Source organism: Mycolicibacterium stellerae, assembly GCF_003719305.1.
Lineage (GTDB): Bacteria > Actinomycetota > Actinomycetes > Mycobacteriales > Mycobacteriaceae > Mycobacterium > Mycobacterium stellerae.
Map to the genome: position 1 here is coordinate 38,262 of NZ_RARC01000016.1, position 19,248 is coordinate 57,509.

At 65.7% G+C, this 19,248-nt stretch carries 23 protein-coding genes; 6 read left to right on the forward strand and 17 right to left on the reverse strand.

From position 1 onward, the window contains the following. Positions 1-44: 44 nt before the first annotated feature. Positions 45-725: a class I SAM-dependent methyltransferase gene (locus tag D6M19_RS19570; RefSeq protein WP_123026995.1), complete on the reverse strand. Its 681-nt coding sequence runs from the start codon at positions 723-725 to the stop codon at positions 45-47. Between the two features lie 73 nt (positions 726-798). On the opposite strand from D6M19_RS19570, the gene D6M19_RS19575 reads away from it, so the two are divergent. After that, positions 799-1,662 (forward strand): helix-turn-helix transcriptional regulator, encoded by an 864-nt coding sequence (locus tag D6M19_RS19575; RefSeq protein WP_123026918.1) that lies wholly within the window; start codon positions 799-801, stop codon positions 1,660-1,662. Between the two features lie 5 nt (positions 1,663-1,667). Here the strand turns inward: D6M19_RS19575 and D6M19_RS19580 are convergent, their stop codons facing one another. Continuing rightward, on the reverse strand, positions 1,668-2,675 hold the full coding sequence (locus tag D6M19_RS19580) for a sigma-70 family RNA polymerase sigma factor (RefSeq protein WP_123026919.1): 1,008 nt from the start codon (positions 2,673-2,675) through the stop codon (positions 1,668-1,670). 162 nt (positions 2,676-2,837) lie between these two features. Here D6M19_RS19580 and D6M19_RS19585 point away from each other — a divergent pair, with 162 nt between their 5' ends. Then, entirely contained in the window at positions 2,838-3,584 is a 747-nt protein-coding gene (locus D6M19_RS19585) for an SDR family oxidoreductase (protein ID WP_123026996.1), read from the forward strand. Between the two features lie 11 nt (positions 3,585-3,595). Here D6M19_RS19585 and sppA read toward each other — a convergent pair whose 3' ends face one another. Next, complete coding sequence (gene sppA, locus D6M19_RS19590; RefSeq protein WP_123026920.1) at positions 3,596-5,392, reverse strand: signal peptide peptidase SppA; 1,797 nt, start codon at positions 5,390-5,392, stop codon at positions 3,596-3,598. A gap of 55 nt (positions 5,393-5,447) precedes the next feature. Here sppA and D6M19_RS19595 point away from each other — a divergent pair, with 55 nt between their 5' ends. Then, positions 5,448-6,374 carry an LLM class flavin-dependent oxidoreductase gene (locus tag D6M19_RS19595; protein ID WP_164478584.1) on the forward strand — a complete coding sequence of 309 codons (927 nt, stop codon included), beginning with the start codon at positions 5,448-5,450 and terminating at the stop codon, positions 6,372-6,374. Between the two features lie 30 nt (positions 6,375-6,404). Next, positions 6,405-7,145 carry a peptidoglycan recognition protein family protein gene (locus D6M19_RS19600; RefSeq protein ID WP_234834945.1) on the forward strand — a complete coding sequence of 247 codons (741 nt, stop codon included), beginning with the start codon at positions 6,405-6,407 and terminating at the stop codon, positions 7,143-7,145. 84 nt (positions 7,146-7,229) lie between these two features. On the opposite strand, the gene rplO is transcribed toward D6M19_RS19600, so the two are convergent. From rplO to rplN, 10 genes are all read right to left on the reverse strand, one after another. Continuing rightward, entirely contained in the window at positions 7,230-7,670 is a 441-nt protein-coding gene (gene rplO, locus D6M19_RS19605; RefSeq protein ID WP_123026921.1) for a 50S ribosomal protein L15, read from the reverse strand. After that, on the reverse strand, positions 7,667-7,891 hold the full coding sequence (gene rpmD, locus D6M19_RS19610) for a 50S ribosomal protein L30 (RefSeq protein WP_123026922.1): 225 nt from the start codon (positions 7,889-7,891) through the stop codon (positions 7,667-7,669). Before rpmD ends, rplO begins: the two co-directional genes overlap by 4 nt. 2 nt (positions 7,892-7,893) lie before the next feature. Continuing rightward, positions 7,894-8,568 carry a 30S ribosomal protein S5 gene (rpsE, locus tag D6M19_RS19615; RefSeq protein ID WP_123026923.1) on the reverse strand — a complete coding sequence of 225 codons (675 nt, stop codon included), beginning with the start codon at positions 8,566-8,568 and terminating at the stop codon, positions 7,894-7,896. Positions 8,569-8,608: 40 nt separating this feature from the next. After that, on the reverse strand, positions 8,609-9,022 hold the full coding sequence (rplR, locus tag D6M19_RS19620; protein ID WP_123026924.1) for a 50S ribosomal protein L18: 414 nt from the start codon (positions 9,020-9,022) through the stop codon (positions 8,609-8,611). A 2-nt stretch (positions 9,023-9,024) separates the two neighbouring features. Continuing rightward, positions 9,025-9,564, reverse strand: a complete 540-nt coding sequence (gene rplF, locus D6M19_RS19625; protein WP_123026925.1) for a 50S ribosomal protein L6 — start codon at positions 9,562-9,564, stop codon at positions 9,025-9,027. Positions 9,565-9,577: 13 nt separating this feature from the next. Further along, the gene (rpsH, locus tag D6M19_RS19630; RefSeq protein ID WP_123026926.1) at positions 9,578-9,976 is read right to left on the reverse strand and encodes a 30S ribosomal protein S8; all 399 of its coding nucleotides are present in this window, start codon (positions 9,974-9,976) and stop codon (positions 9,578-9,580) included. An 84-nt stretch (positions 9,977-10,060) separates the two neighbouring features. After that, positions 10,061-10,246, reverse strand: a complete 186-nt coding sequence (locus tag D6M19_RS19635) for a type Z 30S ribosomal protein S14 (RefSeq protein ID WP_006245130.1) — start codon at positions 10,244-10,246, stop codon at positions 10,061-10,063. Positions 10,247-10,250: 4 nt separating this feature from the next. Beyond that, the gene (gene rplE, locus D6M19_RS19640) at positions 10,251-10,823 is read right to left on the reverse strand and encodes a 50S ribosomal protein L5 (protein ID WP_123026927.1); all 573 of its coding nucleotides are present in this window, start codon (positions 10,821-10,823) and stop codon (positions 10,251-10,253) included. Positions 10,824-10,825: 2 nt separating this feature from the next. Further along, a complete protein-coding gene (rplX, locus tag D6M19_RS19645) occupies positions 10,826-11,143 on the reverse strand; it encodes a 50S ribosomal protein L24 (protein ID WP_123026928.1) in 318 nt (105 codons plus the stop codon). Further along, complete coding sequence (gene rplN / locus D6M19_RS19650; protein WP_123026929.1) at positions 11,144-11,512, reverse strand: 50S ribosomal protein L14; 369 nt, start codon at positions 11,510-11,512, stop codon at positions 11,144-11,146. A gap of 351 nt (positions 11,513-11,863) precedes the next feature. Between rplN and D6M19_RS19655 the strand changes: the two genes are divergently transcribed. Continuing rightward, entirely contained in the window at positions 11,864-12,451 is a 588-nt protein-coding gene (locus D6M19_RS19655; RefSeq protein ID WP_164478592.1) for a class I SAM-dependent methyltransferase, read from the forward strand. A 5-nt stretch (positions 12,452-12,456) separates the two neighbouring features. On the opposite strand, the gene D6M19_RS19660 is transcribed toward D6M19_RS19655, so the two are convergent. From D6M19_RS19660 to D6M19_RS19675, 4 genes are read right to left on the reverse strand one after another with little or no spacing between them, the layout of a single operon-like run. Continuing rightward, positions 12,457-13,527, reverse strand: coding sequence for an NAD(P)H-dependent amine dehydrogenase family protein (locus D6M19_RS19660; RefSeq protein WP_123026999.1), 1,071 nt, complete (start codon positions 13,525-13,527; stop codon positions 12,457-12,459). A 32-nt stretch (positions 13,528-13,559) separates the two neighbouring features. After that, positions 13,560-14,444: a formylglycine-generating enzyme family protein gene (locus D6M19_RS19665; protein WP_123027000.1), complete on the reverse strand. Its 885-nt coding sequence runs from the start codon at positions 14,442-14,444 to the stop codon at positions 13,560-13,562. A 4-nt stretch (positions 14,445-14,448) separates the two neighbouring features. Further along, entirely contained in the window at positions 14,449-15,144 is a 696-nt protein-coding gene (locus D6M19_RS19670) for a hypothetical protein (RefSeq protein WP_123027001.1), read from the reverse strand. 13 nt (positions 15,145-15,157) lie between these two features. Then, positions 15,158-17,509 carry an arylsulfatase gene (locus tag D6M19_RS19675; RefSeq protein ID WP_123026931.1) on the reverse strand — a complete coding sequence of 784 codons (2,352 nt, stop codon included), beginning with the start codon at positions 17,507-17,509 and terminating at the stop codon, positions 15,158-15,160. 228 nt (positions 17,510-17,737) lie between these two features. Here D6M19_RS19675 and zwf point away from each other — a divergent pair, with 228 nt between their 5' ends. Next, entirely contained in the window at positions 17,738-19,234 is a 1,497-nt protein-coding gene (gene zwf / locus D6M19_RS19680; RefSeq protein ID WP_123027002.1) for a glucose-6-phosphate dehydrogenase, read from the forward strand. Positions 19,235-19,248: the final 14 nt, after the last annotated feature.

The window sequence follows — 19,248 nt, forward strand, 5'->3', positions numbered from 1 at the left end:
GAAATTGCGTGCAAGCGTGCACGCTCGCGGTGATTGGTCCCGGCCTAGGCGCCCGGGCGCGTGGCGCAATAGAACGTCAGCCTTCCGATGAAGCGATGCCGCTGCGTTGCCACCTCGCGACAGTCGAACCCCGCGTCGACCAGGAGCCGCGGTATCGCGTCGCCGAGGTTGCCGGCGGCGTGCGCGTTGCCGAGCATGCGTCGCGCGGCGAAGCCATCTGCGGCCGTCATGTGGCCACCGACATCGAGGATGTGCAGCCTGCCGCCGGGGCGTAGCACGCGAAAAACCTCGGCGGCCGCGGCGGCCTTCGTCTCGTCGTCCAAGTGGTGCAGCATCATCGAGGACAGCACGCGGTCGAATTCGCCGTCGGCGAATGGCAGGCTCTGGGCGTAGCCGCGGTCGAAGTGGATTCCGGTCAGTCCAAGCGCCTTGCGCTGCGCGCGGGCAAGCGCCTTCGGGTCGGGGTCGATACCGACCAACTCCGCTCCTGGTTGTCGCCGCTTGGCGAGGATGGTGACGTTGCCTGTGCCGCAGCCAATTTCCAGCACCCGCAGCCCGTCAACCAACTCGGCCTGAGCGACCAGGTTGTCGTAGTTCTTGCGCATGCCGAGCAGGCGGGTCAGCAGGTCATAGCCGGGCAGCAGTGCATGCAGGCCGGCGGCGGGCAGGTAGTCGCGCCTGTCCGCAGAGTCCCCGACTGGACTATATGGATGATGTTCGGTCATGTCCCCCATGGTGAACGCTTCTTTATCAACATAATTAGTCGATAGTTGACAGAACCTGGACTATCTTTGGCTGATGAGCCAGTTGGCCCGTTTCGTCCGGCATCGGGGCGGCGTCCCCGTGTATGCATATCCGACCGGGCTGGACGTACCTCCGGTTTCGCTGGTCCGCGGGGGCCGCCATGACGTGCTGGAACGCGGCCGACACATTCACGACTTTCCTGCGCTGTGGTATGCCGCGACGGATGGCCTCGTCTACGTGGCCGCAGCAGGCGAGGTGCTCGACCCGGCGCGGATGGCCGACCGCGAGGACGGCGTCGGGATTTTCTTCGACCCGTCCGTGCTCGGCGGTGGCGGCACGCCGCGATGGCCCGCGTGGAATGGGCATCCATTGCTGTCCCCGTTCCTGCACGGGCAGCCCGGCGGCCTCCTGGAATTGCGGGTGCCACCGGAGAGGCGTTCCGTATGGGACACCGCCATCGGTTCGATCGACACGGAATTGACCGAACGGCGTGAGGGTTACCGGCAGGCAGCCGTTTCGCACCTGACCCTGCTGCTCATCGATGTCGCCCGGCTGGCGGGAGATGTCGTCGACGATCTGACGCGGGCCGGCGAACCGCTGCTGGCAGACGTGTTCGCGGTGATCGAACGGCGCCACGCCGAGCCGCTGTCACTGCGGGAGGTGGCACACGAGATCGGCTTGACCCCGGGACATCTGACCACCGTGGTGCGCCGACGCACCGGACGCACCGTGGTGGATTGGATCAGCGAACGCAGAATGGCAGAGGCGCGCCGCCTCCTCGCCGAGACAGACTTGTCCGTCGGCGAGATTGCGCGTCGAGTCGGCATGGCGGACCCCGGCTATTTCAGCCGGCTCTTTCGCCGGGTGCACGGTACGTCGCCCCGCTCGTGGCGCGGCGCGGCGGCCGCCGGTCGATGACCCCCTCAGCCGCGCTCGCGCAGCGATCGAGGCAGCCCGAACCAACGGAGCGCATCGCTTTCGAATCGCGTCAACGCGCAGATCCGATCGCCTGCGAGGGTGAGCACCAGAAGGCCTGCCCCGTGGCAGATCCCGCCGGTGGAAGCCTGAAGGTACGTCGCGAACGCCGGCTGGCCGTTTGACCGTGTCGGCACCAGCCGGTAACGCCTGCCGCTGCCGAACATGACGGTGTAGAAGCGGGCGACCACGTCGCGGCCTTGATATTCCAGAGGTACCGGCGGCATGGAAAGGTTCACGTCGGCAGTCAGAATCTCGACCAGGCCGTCGACGTCACCGGCTTCGAACGCACGGACAAACTTGGCCACCAGTGCCCGCTCAGCCGGCGAATCAGGTGGCGGAGGTTGTTCCCCATCGCGAACGGGAAGCCGCTGCTGCAGAGTGGCCCTGGCACGTTTGAGTGCGCTGGTGACCGATTCGACGGACGAATCGAGCATCTCGGCGACCTCGATCGCGTGATATCCCAGCACCTCCCGCAAGATGAGCACCGCGCGTTGCCGAGGCGGTAGCAGCTGCAGTGCGGTGACAAAGGCCAGCGAGATGGCTTCGGCCTGCTCGTACCGCGCTTCCGGGCCCGCGATGTCCACCGTGGCTTCCCGCAGGATGTCGGGATACGGCTCGAGCCAAACGATTTCACCCAGCCGTGTCGGCTCGGGCACATTCATGTCGGCCATCTCCCACTCCTTGGCCGGGCGTCGATGGTTAGAGCGCAGAGCATTGAGGCATCGGTTCGTCGCGATGCGGTAGAGCCACGTCCGGATCGACGCACGGCCTTCGAAGGTGCGCAGGCCTTGCCATGCCGACAGCATCGTGTCCTGCAGGACATCCTCGGCGTCCTGGTAAGAGCCCAGCATCCGATAGCAGTGCACCCCCAACTCCCGCCGGTGGGGTTCGGTCAACTCGCGGAACGCTTCGCCGTCCCCGGCCTGCGCCCTGATCAACAGGTCGGCTGTCATCACTTCACCCTCGCGTCTACGGCTCGCCCTCATCGGCAGCCTCAAAGTATTGACAACCGCCGGGCCGGAAACTGGGCGGAAGAACGGCGCCCGATTCGTCGGTCTTGGGTGTCTACACATTCGACGGCTCTACGAAGGAGCCGCGCGAAAGGAATGGACACCATGAGTGATCTGTCGGACATGACGACCCTCGTCGTCGGTGCCAGTCGGGGCCTCGGCCGCGGTATCGCCCTCGCATTCGACGAAGCGGGTGCCCCCGTGGTCGCGGTCGCCCGCTCCCGGCCTGCACTCGACGAGGTGGCCGCGGTCAGTAAGAACATCCAGGTCGAAGCGGCGGATGCAACCGACGCGACGATGGCCTGGAATCTGATGGACCGGCACAAGCCTGCGGTTCTGATCATCGTTGCGGGCGCGAATCCGGTCATGCGATCGATCCAGCACCAGACATGGGAAACGTTCTCCGCCAATTGGCACACCGATGTGAAGATCGCATTCACATGGCTCCGTGAGGCGCTGCTGCAACCAATGCCCCCTGGCAGCCGGGTGGTCGTGGTCAGCAGCGGCGCCGCGATCAACGGTTCGCCGGCCAGCGGCGGATATGCCGGCGCGAAGGCCACCCAGCGATTCATCGCCGCGTATGCCCAGGAGGAGTCGCGCCGCAGCGGCCTCGACATCAGCGTCACCGCGGTCATGCCGAGGATGACTCCGTTCGGGGATGTCGGAAAAAGAGGGATCCGGGCGTATTCGGCCCGCAGCGGGCAGTCCGAGCAGGACTTCCTTTATCAACTCGGCCAGGTCGTGACCCCGGAGCTGGCAGGATCGGCCCTCGTCGACCTCGTCTGCGAGGATTCGACGACGATCGCGCCGGGCTACCTCCTCACCGGTGCCGGATTGCAGAAGGCGGCGTGACGCCGGCGGACCTAGAAGCGGTAGTCGCCCAACCACAACGCGGAGACCCCGGTCAACGACCGCTCCGCCTGGCCGAACATCTCCACCACGGACCGGCCGAGAATCGCCGCGACCGCCTCGGACAACGAGGCCGCGGCCGGTTGTGATGACGGCTTGGGGCGCAGGAACTCCAGGAACGAGGAGCCCGGATAGCTGACGATGCGGACGTCGTCGTCCTCGTCGTGCCCGGCAAGCACCTTGGCCCGGTTGATCGCGGTGCGCAGCCCGCCGAGTTCGTCGACAAGGCCCTTCTCGAGTGCGTCGGCGCCGGTCCACACCCTGCCGCGGGCCACCGCGTCGACGGCGTCCACGGCGAGCTTGCGTCCCTGCGCGACGCGTTCGATGAAGTCGGTGTAGAACAGATCGGCCTCGGCCTCGACCTGAGCGTGCTGCTCGTCGGTGAACGGCTTGTTGATCGACCAGGCGTCGGCGTTGGAGTTGGTGCGCACCGAATCCGAGCCGACGCCGAGCCGGTCCTTGAGTTCGCGGGCCACCAGCTTGCCGGTCACCACGCCGATGGATCCGGTGATCGTGCACGCGTTGGCGACGATCGCGTCGGCACCCATCGACACGTAGTAGCCACCAGATGCCGCCACCGCACCCATGGATGCGACGACGGGTGTGCCGCCGTCGCGGACCCGGCTCACTTCCCGCCAGATCGTCTCCGACCCGGTGACCGAGCCGCCTGGGCTGTCGACGCGCAGCACGATCGCCGACACCGAGTCGTCGGCGGCGGCCTCGCGCAGCGCCGCGGCGATCGTGTCCCCGCCTGCGCTGGAGTTGCCGAACGGCAGCACCTGCGGGCCACCGCGACCGCTGACGATCGGCCCATGCAGGGTGACGACGGCGATCGTCGGCTTGGACTTGCGGCCGGGGATCGACGGCATGTGCGGGCCCGGCCGGTTCGCCGTCGCCTTGGCGTAACGCGAAAGGTAAAGCCGCGGCGGTGCATCGGGGCTGTCGGCATCGCCGGTTTCCGGCGAAATGCCCGGCCCCCCAACAAGTTCACCGATGCGCGCGTAGGCCTCGTCGCGGAAGCCGATCCGGTCGACCAGCCGTCCGGTGACGGCGTCGTCGCGCAGCAGCGGCGCCTTGTTCGCCAGCTCGTCGACCGCGGCCGGTTCGATGTGCCGGGATTCGGCGATGGCACGCCACACCTGGTTGTGCAGGCTGTCCAGCAGCCGGCTGTCCGCCTCGCGATGAGCGTCGGTGTAGCGGTCCTGCGTGAAAAGGTTTGCGGCGGACTTGTATTCGCCGCGGGCGACGAACTGCGCCTCGATGCCCGCCTTGTCGAGTGCGTCGCGCAGGAACAGCGCGCTGGTCGCGAAGCCGACGAGGCCGACGGTTCCCGACGGCTGCATCCAGACCTCACGGAACGCCGACGCCAGGTAGTAGGACAGCGTGCCCGGATAGGTCTCGGCCCATGCCAGCGAGGGCTTGACGTCGCTGAACGCGGCAATCGCGTCGCGAAGCTCCTGGACCGGTCCTGCCGCGGCGGCCGGGATCTGCACCCGGGCGATCAGGCCCGATATGCGCGGGTCTTCTGCCGCCCGGTGAATCGCCGCGATGGCCTCCCTGAGCACAAGCGGCCTGCCGCTGCCACCGATGATCGCCATCGGGTCGAACCCGCTCGCCTCGGGCGGCGCGGACATCAGATCTAGCTCGAGCACGCAACCGTCAGGCACCCCGTGGTGGCGGGCGGTATCTACTTTGCGGACCAAAGAGCGCAGGTCGTCGGCGCCGGGAATGCCGGGCAGGAAGCTGAACATGGCCCGAGCCTACCGACGCGAGTGCGCGTTCAGCTTCGACGCCTACCGTGGAATCGTGAGGTTCTCGATCTCAATCCCCCAGCTGGACTACGACCGCTTCGACGATGCAGGCGTCAAGGCCTACCTCGCCCGTGCCGAGGAGCTCGGCTTCGAAGGCGGCTGGACGATGGAGCAGGTCGTCGGCGGCTCGCCGCAGATCGCGCCGCTGGAGATGCTCGCATACGCCGCCTCCTGTACGACCCGGCTGCGGCTGGGCGTTGCGGTGCTGATCACCACGCTGCACGACCCGCTGCAGCTGGCGTGGGCCGTCACCGCCGTCGACCGTCTCAGCCACGGCAGGGTCGACGTCGGCATCGGCCACGGCGGAAAGCGCAGACCGTTTCCGGCGTTCGGTGTGGATCCCTCGACGTTCGTCAGTTACTTCACCGAAGGCATCGAGCTGATGAAGGCTTCGTGGTCCGACGAACCGAAGGTGACGTTCCACGGCCGGTTCCGCGACGTCGACGGCCTGCCGATTGCGCCGAAGCCGGTGCAGCGCCCACACCCGCCGCTATGGATCGGCGGCACCGCCCCCAAGGCGCTGGCCCGAGCCGTGCGTCTCGGAGACGCCTTCATCGGTGCGGGCTCGTCGACCACGGAGACGTTCGCCAAGGCGGTGCGGACGGTCCGCCACGAACTCGACGAACAAGGTAAGGACGCAACGCGATTCACCATCGGTAAGCGGGTATACGTGACCGTCGACGACGACGCGGGGCATGCCCGCGAGCGGGTGGTCGCCGGACTGCACCGCATCTATGGAGACATGCCGGGCATCGAGGATGTCCCGGTGTCAGGCACACCAGACGACGTCGTGCGCGGTGTCGGTGAGGTGATCGACGCGGGCGCCGGGATGGTGCTGCTGAACCCGGTCGGCAGGAACGTTGCCGAAGACCGCGAGCAGATGGAACGGCTTGCCGCCGAGGTGATCCCGCAATTGCGGTGAGCGAGCCAAGCGGTTGCGTATCGTGACGCTATGGATGCGTTCCCGCTCCATCGGTCAGGCAGCGGCTCGGAGATCAGCCGTCGCAGACTGTTGCACCGGGCCGGGATGGCTGGCCTCGCCGTCGCCGCCGTCAACGCCTGCTCGACGGAGCCGGTAGCAGCGGCGGCATCGCCTCCCAGTTCATCAGTCGTGCTGTGCCGGAAGGCTTGGGGCGCCGCTTCGGCGCGGCCCGGCGGCACACCCCACACCCTGAACAGGATGGCGGTTCACCACACAGAGGTGCTGCTCGGCAACAATGCGAACGCGCCCGCGCGCCTTCGCCAGCACCAGCGATATCACCAGGAATCGCAAGGGTGGATCGATATCGCCTACCACCTCAGCGTCGACCGCAACGGGAACATCTACCAACTCAGGGATCCGAACCTAGTCGGCGACACCGCAACGAATTACGACCCCACCGGCCACTTCCTCGTCGTCTGCGAGGGTGACTTCGACCAAGAAGGGGTGACAGCGGCGCAGCTCGATGGCGCCGCGCTCGCATTTGCTTGGGCGGCACAGCAGTTCGGAATCCCGACAGACACCCTCGCAGGACACCGAGACGAGAGCCCGGAGACGACCTGCCCGGGCGCAAGCCTGTATGCCCACGTCACCTCGGGTGACCTGAGAAGCCGTGTCGACGCCATCTCGGCCGAAGGCCCGGTGGATCTGCCGACAATCTGCGGACCAGAGGCCGACGCGATAGTCGCAGACATCGAGGCGGGCATCCGCTGAGCAGTCCCCGCAAACGGGAGGTGCGCCCAGCGAAAGCCCCCGACACGCCGGGCGTGCGGGGGCTTTGGCGTCGTGCGCGGCGGGTTAGGCCTCGGTCGCGGAACCGCCTGCGGCCGAGATCTTTTCCTTTGCGCTGCCGCTGAACTTGTGCGCGGTGACGTTGACCTTCACGGTCAGCTTGCCGTCGCCGAGCACCTTCACCAGCGAGTTCTTTCGGACCGCACCCGCCGCCACCAGTTCCTCGACACCGACGTCGCCGCCCTTGGGGAACAGCTTGTCCAGGTCGCCGACGTTGACGACCTCGTAGGAGGTGCGGAACCGGTTGCGGAAGCCCTTGAGCTTCGGCAGCCGCATGTGAATCGGCATCTGGCCACCCTCGAACGTCGCGGGGACGTTCTTGCGGGCCTTCGTACCCTTCGTACCGCGACCAGCGGTCTTGCCCTTGGACCCCTCGCCACGGCCCACCCGGGTCTTGGCGGTCTTCGAGCCGGGAGCCGGCTTCAGGTCATGGAGTTTGATCGTCATGCTTTGGCCCTTTGCTCTTCGCGCGAGCGCTCATCGCCGGGCTCCACCGCTTCTACTTCGATGAGGTGATGCACGGTCTTGATGAGCCCGCGGGTCTGGTCGTTGTCCTCACGGACGACCGACTGCCGGATCTTGCGCAGTCCCAGCGAGCGCAGGCTCTCCTTCTGGCGCCAGCGCGCACCGATGGTGCTGCGCACCTGGGTGATCTTCAGCTCTGCCATGGCTATGCCGATCCTTCACGTGCGGCGGTCGCGGCCAACGCATCGGCCTCACGGCGCGCCCGCAGCATGCTGGGGGGCGCCACGTCCTCGATGGGCAGACCACGGCGGGCCGCCACCTCTTCGGGACGCTGAAGCAGCTTCAGCGCGGCAACGGTGGCGTGCACCACGTTGATCGCGTTGTCACTGCCCAGCGACTTGGCCAGGATGTCATGCACGCCAGCGCATTCCAGCACCGCACGGGCAGCACCACCGGCGATCACACCGGTACCGGCGCTGGCCGGGCGCAGCATGACCACACCCGCAGCGGCCTCACCCTGAACCGGGTGGGTGATGGTGCCACCGATCAGCGGAACGCGGAAGAAACCCTTGCGAGCCTCCTCGACGCCCTTGGCGATCGCGGCGGGGACTTCCTTGGCCTTGCCGTAGCCGACACCGACCATGCCGTTGCCGTCTCCGACGATCACCAGGGCGGTGAAGCTGAACCGCCGGCCACCCTTGACCACCTTGGAGACGCGGTTGATCGTGACGACGCGCTCGATGTAGTTGCTCTTTTCGCCGCCGTCGCGATCGCGACGACCGCCACGATCGTCGCGGCGTCCCCGGCCCTCGCGGTCACCGCGGGGCGGCCTGCCGTCCGAACTCGAAGGCCCGGCGGCTCCTGCTGCCTGCTCGGCCATTACGTAGTCCTTCCAATTGTTTTCAGGTCATTCGCCATCATCAGAACTTCAGCCCACCTTCGCGTGCCGCGTCGGCCAGCGCCGCGAGCCGTCCGCCGTAGGTGTAGCCACCCCGGTCGAACACGACGGTCTCGATCCCGGCAGCCTTGGCGCGCTCGGCGATCAGCTGACCGACCCGCTTGCTGTGAGCCTTCTTGTCGCCATCCACACCGCGCACGTCGGCCTCGATGGACGACGCTGCCGCCACCGTGGTGCCGGTCAGATCGTTGACCAACTGCACGTGGATGTGGCGCGCGGAGCGGTGCACGACCAGGCGCGGCGTCTCCGCCGATCCTTCGATCTTCTTGCGCAGCCGCGCGTGCCTGCGCAGCCGCGAGGTGCGGCGGGCCGCTGCGACACTCTGCCCCGCTCCGGGCTTCTGCTTTGCGCCTTTTGTCTTCTGGGCTTGAGCCATTGCTACTTACCTGTCTTTCCGACCTTGCGGCGGATCTGCTCACCCTCGTAGCGGATGCCCTTGCCCTTGTACGGGTCATTCTTCCGCAGACGACGGATGTTGGCGGCGATCTGGCCGACCTTCTGCTTGTCGATACCGGTGATCGAGAACTTCGTCGGCGTCTCCACCGCGAAGGTGACGCCCTCGGGTGCGGTGATCAGCACCGGGTGGCTGTAGCCAAGAGCGAACTCGAGGTTGCTGCCCTTGGCCACCACGCGGTAGCCGACGCCGAAGATCTCCATCTTGACGGTGTAACCCTCGGTGACACCGGTGACGAGGTTGGCCACCAGGGTGCGCGACAGCCCGTGCAGCGAGCGGTTGCGCCGCTCGTCGTCGGGCCGGCTCACCACGATGGCGCCGTCGTCGTCTCGGGCTATCGTGATCGGTTCGGCCACCGCGAGGTCAAGGGTGCCCTTGGGCCCCTTGACCGAGACTTTCTGGCCGTCGATCGTCACGTCGACTCCGGCGGGTATCGCAACCGGCTGCTTTCCAATGCGCGACATAGCTAGTTCCCCCTCACCAGACGTAGGCGAGGACTTCGCCGCCCACGCCTTGTCGTGACGCCTGACGGTCGGTCAGCAGCCCCGAGGACGTGGAGATGATCGCCACGCCGAGGCCGCCGAGCACCCGCGGCAAATTGGTCGATTTCGCGTACACCCGCAGACCGGGCTTGGACACCCGGCGCAGGCCCGCGATGCTGCGTTCACGGCTCGGGCCGTACTTCAGCTCGACTATCAGCGACTTGCCCACCCGAGCATCCTCGGTGTGGTAGTCGGTGATGTAGCCCTCCGCCTTGAGGATCTCGGCGATGTTCGCCTTGATCTTCGAATGCGGCAGGGTCACCTCATCGTGGTACGCCGAATTGGCGTTGCGCAGACGTGTCAAGAAATCTGCGATCGGATCCGTCATGGTCATGACAGCCGGTTCACCTTCCTCGCGGCGGTTCCCCTTTTTAAGGGCCTACCGCAACTTTCTTTCGAATGGGACGTGGTCTTGGGGTTACCAGCTGGACTTCTGCACACCTGGCAGCTCGCCGGCATGCGCCATCTCGCGCAGGCAGATGCGGCACAGCCCGAACTTGCGGTAGACCGCGTGCGGACGGCCGCACCTGTTGCAGCGGGTATAGCCGCGCACCTTGAACTTGGGCTTCTTATTGGCCTTGTTGACCAGAGCCTTCTTTGCCATCTGTTCAGTTCTCCTTGAACGGAAAGCCGAGGGCCCGCAACAGCGCTCGTCCTTCGTCGTCGTTCGTCGCCGAGGTGACGACGGTGATGTCCATGCCACGGGGGCGGTCGATGGAGTCCACGTCGATCTCGTGGAACACCGACTGCTCGGACAACCCGAAGGTGTAGTTGCCGCGGCCGTCGAATTGCTTGGGGCTCAACCCACGGAAGTCGCGGATACGCGGCAGCGCGATCGAGATCAGCCGGTCCAGGAACTCCCACATCCGGTCGCCGCGCAGCGTCACGCGGGCGCCAATCGGCATGCCTTCGCGCAGCTTGAACTGGGCGATCGACTTCGTCGCCTTGCGCACCTCGGGCTTCTGGCCGGTGATCAGCGCCAGGTCGTTGACCGCGCCGTTGATCAGCTTGGCGTCGCGGGCGGCGTCGCCGACGCCCATGTTCACCACGACCTTGACCACACCGGGGATCTGCATGACGTTGCCGTAGCTGAAGTCCTTTTGCAGCGAGTCGCGAATCTCCTCGCGGTAGCGCTGTTTCAGGCGGGGCAGCGACTTCTCTGTCTTCTCAGCCGTGGTCATTCTCAGATGTCCTTGCCGTTGGTCTTGGCGATGCGGACGTTCTTGCCGCTCTCATCGTCTTTCCGGTAACCGATGCGGGTCGGCTTGCCGTCGGAGTCGACCACCATCACGTTTGACACGTGGATCGGCGCCTCCTGGGTGACGATGCCGCCCGAGGACGCACCACGCTCGGTGCGGGATATCGGGGTGTGCTTCTTGATGCGGTTGACGCCTTCGACAAGAATCTTGTTGCGAGTCGGAAACGCCTGCAGCACCTTGCCTTTGGCGCCCTTGTCCTTGCCCGAGACGACCAGGACGGTGTCGCCCTTGTGGACCTTCATCTACAACACCTCCGGAGCGAGCGAGACGATTTTCATGAAGCGCTTCTCGCGCAGTTCACGGCCGACGGGGCCGAAGATGCGCGTCCCGCGCGGATCGTTGTCCGGCTTGATGATGACCGCGGCGTTCTCGTCGAACTTGATGTAGCTGCCGTCGGCGCGGCGGCGCTCCTTGACGGTGCGCACGATGACGGCCTTGACGACCTCGCCGCGCTTGACGTTGCCACCGGGGATGGCCTCCTTGACGGTGGCCACGATGATGTCGCCGATGCCGGCATATCGCCGCGACGAGCCACCGAGCACGCGGATGCACAAGATCTCCTTGGCGCCCGTGTTATCGGCGACCTTCACCCGCGATTCCTGCTGAATCACTCGATCTCCTCGACCTGGTTACGTGTGCACGCAGGATTACCGACCCTGACGTGCGCGGTCTTGCGTCACCGAAGAGCACGCAGGGCCTGCCGGCGATGAGCGCTTGCGCGAAGAGCTACAAGCATCAGCGGCTGGCCGAGGTCTGCCCAAGGCAACCAGTGAATTCTAGGCGACGACCAGCAATGCTCCAAATCCGTCCGGTTTGCCCCGCGAGGGTGCGTGTCTGCACACGACACGCCGGTACACGGCGGCATTCTGCGCACGCTCGCGGAGGGGAGGCCCCGATTCAGGCCTAAATAAGGGTAGCCTAACTTCAACTGACGAAAGGAGCCGAAAATGCCCACGACCTGGATGGATACCCTGATGCGGCAGTCCAGGAGGGTGGGGAGCTTTCCCTACCCGCATCAGGCCGCCTTCCTGCTCGACAATCCGGTCCGCCGCCTTCTCGCCAATCCTGGGCGGTTGGCCGACGCACTGGAGCTGACCGGCACCGAGACGGTGCTCGAGTTGGGGCCAGGTCCCGGCTTCTTCAGCATCGAAGTCGCTGGGCGACTCCCCAGTGGCCGGCTGGAACTCTTCGACATCCAGCCCGAGATGCTGGACAAGGCTCGCCGCAAGCTCGACCGGTTCGGCCACCGCAATGTCGGATTCCACAGCGGCGACGCGGGCGCCGGTCTGCCATTTCCCGACGACACCTTCGACGTCGCGTTCTCGGTGAGCGTGATCGGCGAGGTCCCCGACAAGGCGGGCTGCCTGCGATCGCTGGCGCGTGTCGTCAAGCCCGGCGGATCGCTCGTCTTTCTCGAGAGCTTTCCCGATCCGGACCGACTCAGCGCGCCCGAACTGCGCGAACTCGCCGAGCCTGCGGGCTTCAGCTTCCGCGACAGCGCCGGAACGATCTGGCAGGACATCGTCCGGTTCGACCGCTTCGGCGGGTAGTCAGCTTAGCGAGCGAAGCCGGTGGCGCTGCGGATCAACGGAAGCGTCGCGTTGGTCGCGAAACCGCAAGGCGCGTCGCACACCGCGGGCACGGCGTTGAGCACCTGCATTCCGGTGGCGATGTTTGCGGCTTGAGCGTGCTCGGCGATGCTCGCGTTGCGGGTGAAGCTGGCCAGCGTCAGGAAGTGGACGCGCATCGACGGGTCGCCCTCGATGGTGAGCGTCCAACCGTGCTCGGGCGCCGGCCAATGCTCGGGGTACTCGTTGCCGACCGTCCACAGCGTCTCGATTTCCACGCGCGGTTCACCGTTGCGCCTGCCGATCATGTTCCAGCGCTGGCCCGCCGTGGTGCCTGCGCGCAGGAGCCGGTCGAAGATCTGGTGGTCCTCCTGCGCGGGTATGGCCTCGATGTCGACGGTGACTTCGTCGAGGTCAGCGTTGAGTGCGTCCCCGAGCAGCCAGATCTGTTCGACGAACATCGATTTCATATCGCGCAGGTACTCGTCGACGTCGGGGTTGACAACGTCGCACGGCGCACCGAACTTCATGTTGCCGAAGCTGATGTCGGTGCTGTCGTAGAGCGTCATGTCGGCACGCTCCTGCAGGGTGATCTTGTCGATCGTGCGACTCATCCCGGACAGCGCGAGTGGCAGGACACCGGACAGGTTGCCGGGGTTGATACCGCTTGCGTGAAACGTGGTGTTGCCTTCGCGGCAGGCGGCCTCCAGCCGTTGATGGTCGGCATCGGGCAGCCTGGGCGGATAGAACCCGAAGACTGTCGTGGCGACGTTCTTGCCGCTGGCAAGCAGGCGACAGACCTCGTCGATGTCGCCGTTGCGCGGTGTGTAGATGACGCAGTCGGCGTCGAGTGCGACGAGCGCGCCGTCGTCGTTGGTTGCCGCGACGCCGATCGGGTCCCGACCCACCAGTTCGCCTGCGTCGACCCCGTTCTTGGAATCGGAATACACCTTCACGCCGACGATTTCGAGGTCGTCGCGGTGGTCGATTATCGCCGTCAGCAGCTCACTGCCGATCGACCCTGGCCCCCAGAGAATCACCCGGCGTCTCGCGGTCACGGCGCTGACACTAGCCGCGAGCGACACCCTGACTAGGCCGTATCGGCCGCGCAGCGGAATCCGATGTGTGTGGTCGCACTGTCCTGCGACTGCGGCGACCGCGCCGCGGGCCGGTACCGATGGCAGTACTCCGGAGCGCACAGATGTGAGCCACCCTTGAGTGCCTGATTGATCGACGGGTCCGCATCATCGGGCGGCGGACAACACCCCTGCGCCGGTTCCTCGAGCCTGTGGTGACCGAAGAACTCCGTCGTCGTCCACTCCCACACGTTGCCGATCATGTCGACCAAGCCGTAGCCGTTCGGCGGGAACGTGCCGACCGGCGATGTGCCCGTCCAGCCAAGAGCGCCGTTGTTCTGAAACGGGAAGCGGCCCTGCCACGTGTTGGCCATCAACTCGCCGCCCGGCACGGCGTCCTCACCCCACGCATAGGTCGACGTGCTCCCCGCGCGCGCCGCGTACTCCCATTCGGCCTCGCTCGGCAGTCGGCGGCCCGCCCACTGCGCGTAGGCGGCCGCATCGGGATACGCCACCTGCACGACGGGATGGTCGCGCCGATCGTCGATCCCGCTTTCCGGCCCGAACGGATGCCGCCAGCACGCGCCCGGTTCCCACTCCCACCACTGCCGCCAGTCGCGCAGATCGACGGGCCGAGACGTCGGCCGGAACACCAACGCGCCCGGCACCAGGTCGGCTGGGTTCGCCCCGAGATAGCGCGCTGGGTCCAAGTCCCGCTCGGCCACGGTGACATAGCCGGTGTCGTCGACGAACTCGGCGAACTGCGCATTGGTGACCGGATGGCGTTCGATGGCGAACGCCGCCACCTGCACCGTGTGTATCGGTGCCTCTTCCGGGTAGAAGCTCGTCGAACCCATCCGAAACGATCCGCCAGGCAACTCGACGAGCTCAGTGAGCATCACGTCAGGGTATTCCGACGGCGAAGTCCTCGATGAGCACCGTTGAGGCAGCATCGAATCCGTCCGTTCCGGCCGGTGCCTGCACATGAACGGCGACCAGATAGTCATCGGTGTTGGTCCAGATGTGGACGATGCGGTCGAGGAATTCCACGGACTGCTGCGGGGTGTCTGACCACGCGCCCATCAGCTTCTGCCCGCTGTAGCCGCAGAGTTCGGCGGGCAGCACGCTCACGCTGCTGACCGCCGACACCGCCATCACCTTGTCGGCGTACTCGGTGAACGCCTCGGCGGGATCGAGCTTTGTCTGCGCGATGGTCACCGTCGCGAGCATGCCGTCAGGACCCTGCATCCGCAGGCCGACGTCGCCGGAACCGGGCCCGTTCGACCAGCCGTCGGGGACGGCCACGGTGATCTTCGGTGCGGCCGGATCGGATACCTGTGCGACGGCCGACACGGCAGGCTTGACCGGCTCCGAACAGGTGACGGTATCCGCAGGAACCGGGCTGCGCGACGTGGTGACAATGCCCGGCGCCGCAGGACCCGCGTCCTCCGTCGATTTCGTCGGCTCCTGTGGACGCTCTGCGGTGGGTGTCGCGGCGCTCTCGCTGCGAATCGCCACGCCTTCGTCGGTCCGGACACATGCCGAGACCAGGGGGGTCACCAAAGTCAGCAGCACCAACGTCGTAAAACCGAACCGCATCACCACAACATCATCAGTCTTTGGCGAACGCTTGCGCCAATTCCCGCTCGATGTCGATGTAGGGCGCGCCCGAGATGTCGACGACGACCTTGGCGATCGTCCCTCCGGTGAACGGGTAGGGAGCCTTGTAGCTGCTGGAGACCGCCTGCCCGGAGTTGCGCCCGACGGCCACGCCGCCGCCCGACAGACCGAAGCTGGCCGGATGTGTACGAACCCGCGACATCGTCGCCACGACGGATCCGTCGACATAGAGCGAGACGTCACCCAGCGGGGTGTGGCTGCCTTCCACTGTTCCCGTGCGGTCATAACGCACACCGAAGACGTGGTCGCCCAACGGCAGTGGGTCAGGCGCCGACAGCTTCTGTTCGTCCTCCCCCATGAAGTTGTAGATGTAGTGCAGTCGACCGTCCTGCACGAACAACACGTGGCCGCCGTGCCCCGCACCCTGCTTGTAGAGCACTCCCTCCGCGCCGGTCGTGTCGACCGCGACGTCGGCCAGGACCGAGAACGATTGGCCGCGCAGCTCCGGCGCTGCCCCGAGACCGATCTCGGAGTTGTCCGGGTAGTAGGTGAAGTTCTTCCGGTCGGCGACCAGGTACGGCCGGAAGCGGGTCATCGTCTCCAGGATATTGAGGTCGGAAAGCGGCAGCCCGTTGTACTTCGCGGCCTCGTCGAACCACAGTTTCTTGAGCTCGTCGAGTTTGTCGGGCTGCTCGGCGGCCAGATCGTGGCACTGGCTGCGGTCGGACTCGATGTGGAAGAGCTCCCACCGGTCGGATTCGAAGTGCGACCATCCCGCAGGGGTCGCGGCGTGGACGGAGTTGGCGAACCAGCCCTTGTGCCAGATGCCGCGGGTGCCGAGCATCGTGTAAAACTGCGTTTCCTTGCCCGTGTTAGCAGACGAATCGTCCAGAGCGGCTTTGAAACTCACGCCGTCGAGCGGCTTCTGTGCGATGCCACCGACCTCGTCGGGCGGCGCGATGTCCAGCAGGTCGTAGATCGTCGGGGTGACGTCGCAGACGTTGACGTAGCAGTCCCGCACCTCACCATGCGCCTTGATTCCGTTGGGCCAGCTGATGATTGCGGTGTCGGCGATGCCGCCCTCGTGAGAGGCGTAGCGCTTGAACAGCTTGTAGGGCGTATTGAATGCCATCGCCCAGCCGATCGGGTAGTGGTTGTAGGTCTCCGGCCCGCCGAGATGGTCGAAGTACTTCATGCTCTCCTCGACGGTGTCGATGTAGCCGTTGAAGAACTTCACCTCGTTGACCGACCCGTTGGGTCCGCCCTCGCCGCTCGCACCGTTGTCGGAGATGGTGACGATGATCGTGTTGTCCAACTGCCCGGACTCCTCGAGATAATCGAGGACGCGACCGATCTGAGCATCGGTGTAGGACAGGAACCCGGCGAACACTTCGGCCATCCGGCTGAAGAGGCGCTTCTCTTCGTCGTTGAGCGAATCCCACGGCCGCACCGTGTCCTGGTACGGCCAGGCCTCGCCGTTGGGACCCTTCACGTCGAGATACGGGTTCACCGGGGACAATTCAGTGTCGGGCGGCACGATGCCGAGCTTCTTCTGGTTCTCAAGCACGATCTCGCGGTAGGCCTCGTAGCCCATATCGAACTTGCCTGCGTATTTGTCGGCCCACTCCTTGAAGACGTGATGCGGGGCGTGGCCCGCGCCTGGGCAAAGATAGGAGAACCACGGCTTGGTCGGCGCGACCGCCTTTGCGTCGCGGATGAACTCAATCGTCTTGTCGGCGAGGTCCTTCGACAGGTGATAGCCCTCCTCCGGCGTTGCCGGCGGAGCGACCTGATGGTTGTCGTAAACCAGGTCGGGATACCACTGGTCGGTCTCGCCGCCCATGAAGCCGTAGAACCTCTCGAACCCGCGGGACAGCGGCCAATGGCGCCTTGTGGCCGCCACATTGGACTCCTCCAGCGGTGTCAGGTGCCACTTTCCGACGCAGTAGGTGTTGTAACCCCGCTCGTTCAACACCTCGGGGAGCAGCGCGGTATCGGCGGGGATGCGGCCGTTGCAGTTCGGGAAGCCGTCGGTGAACTCCTCGATGGTCGCCATGCCGACGGTGGTGGCGTTGCGTCCGGTCAACAGCGAAGCGCGCGTCGGTGAGCACAGCGCCGTGGTGTGGAACTGAGAGAGCCGAACACCGCGTTCGGCGATGCGGCTCATCGTCGGCATCTCGACAAGACCGCCGAAGCAGTCCCATGTGGCGATGCCGGTGTCGTCCCAGACGAGATAGAGGATGTTGGGCGCGCCCTCGGGTGCGGTGGGTGCAGCGTAAGGGCCCCAATCCGGCTCGGAATTGCGGATATCCAACTCGATCTTGCCGTTGAATTCGGTCGCCATGGCCAGCCTCGTCTGAGTAGGTGCGTCGCCGCGTGGTCCCCAACCGCCCGGAGATTACACCGGTTGCATATCCGGTTGCTGAGAAATTGACGATGGTGGCAATACCAGCGACGCGAGGGTTGGTCGGCGGGGATCGGGGGTAACGACACGTTGTCCGACTTGTGACTGCGCGGTGGCGGAGGGCGGCATAGCGTGCGCGAAGATTCCAGCGGTGGAAGTATGCCGAACGTGGCGACTAGCAAAGCGCAGACCATCTCCTATCCGGCACCGGGCGCTCGCCCACGCCGCAACGACGATTCTGCGGTCGATCCGCACGTCGTCGTCCTATTCGGCGCGACGGGCGACCTGGCCCGGCGAAAGTTGATCCCGGGCCTGGCGTATCTGGACCAGTCGGAGCTGGCGCCCAACATCGAGATCGTCGCCACCTCGTTGGAGGACATCTCGCGAGACGACTTCCTCAAGCTCGCCAAAGAGGCGATCGACGACTTCGGAACGCACAAGATCACCAAAGACGAGTGGGACCGCTTCGCCGAGACGGTCACCTATGTCCCGCAGGGCGCGGGTCCCGAGGCGCTTGCGGCCGCCGTCGAGGAGGCCGAGAAGAAGCTGGGTCCCGACGTCCGTCGACTGCACTATCTGTCGGTACCGCCGAAGGCCGCCCGCGCCGTCATCACCATGCTGCGGGACGCGAAGTTGGTGGAACGGTCACGCGTCGTCATGGAGAAGCCGTTCGGTACCGACCTGGCGAGTGCCGTTGAGCTCAACGACTTCGTGCACGAAACCTTTGACGAGCGCCAGATCTTCCGCATCGACCACTTCCTCGGCAAAGAGGCCGCACAGAACATCCTGGCGTTCAGGTTCGCCAACGGCCTTTTCGAGCCGATCTGGAACCGCAACTTCATCGACCACATTCAGATCGACATCCCAGAGACCCTCGGGCTCGACGAGCGTGCCAACTTCTACGAAAGCACCGGCGCCTATAAGGACATGGTGGTCACTCACCTGTTGCAGGTGATGGCGTTCGTCGTGATGGAGCCGCCGACGGCCCTGGAGCCGCGTGCCATCAGCGAAGAGAAGAACAAGGTGTTCCGGTCGATGCTGCCGATCAGGTGTTCCGACGTGGTGCGCGGCCAGTTCGCGGGATACCGCCAATTGGAGGGTGTGGCAAGGGATTCCGATACCGAGACGTTCATCGCACTGAAGGTCGGTATCGACAACTGGCGCTGGGCGGGCGTCCCGGTCTACTTACGTACGGGTAAGCGGATGGCCGAGGGCATGCGGATCATCTCGATTGCGTTCAAAGAGGCGCCGCGGTCCATGTTCCCTTCGGGCTCCGGCGTCGGCTCACAGGGACCCGACCACCTCACCTTCGACCTCGCCGACAACTCCAAGGTGTCGCTGTCCTTCTACGGCAAGCGACCAGGACCCGGAATGAAGCTCGACAAGCTCTCGATGCAGTTCTCCACTCAAGAGACCGACACCATGAACGACGTGCTCGAGGCGTACGAGCGGCTGATCCTCGACGCGATGCGCGGCGACCACACCCTGTTCACCACCGCAGAGGGCATCGAGTCGCTCTGGGAGCGTTCGGAGGACCTGCTGGCCGACCCGCCGCCGGTCAAGTCATACCCGCAAGGTACGTGGGGGCCCAACGCGATTCACCAACTCGTCGCACCCAACGCGTGGCGGCTGCCGTTCGAGCGGGCGTGGCGCGAGAAGAAGTAAAGGGCGCCCAGAAG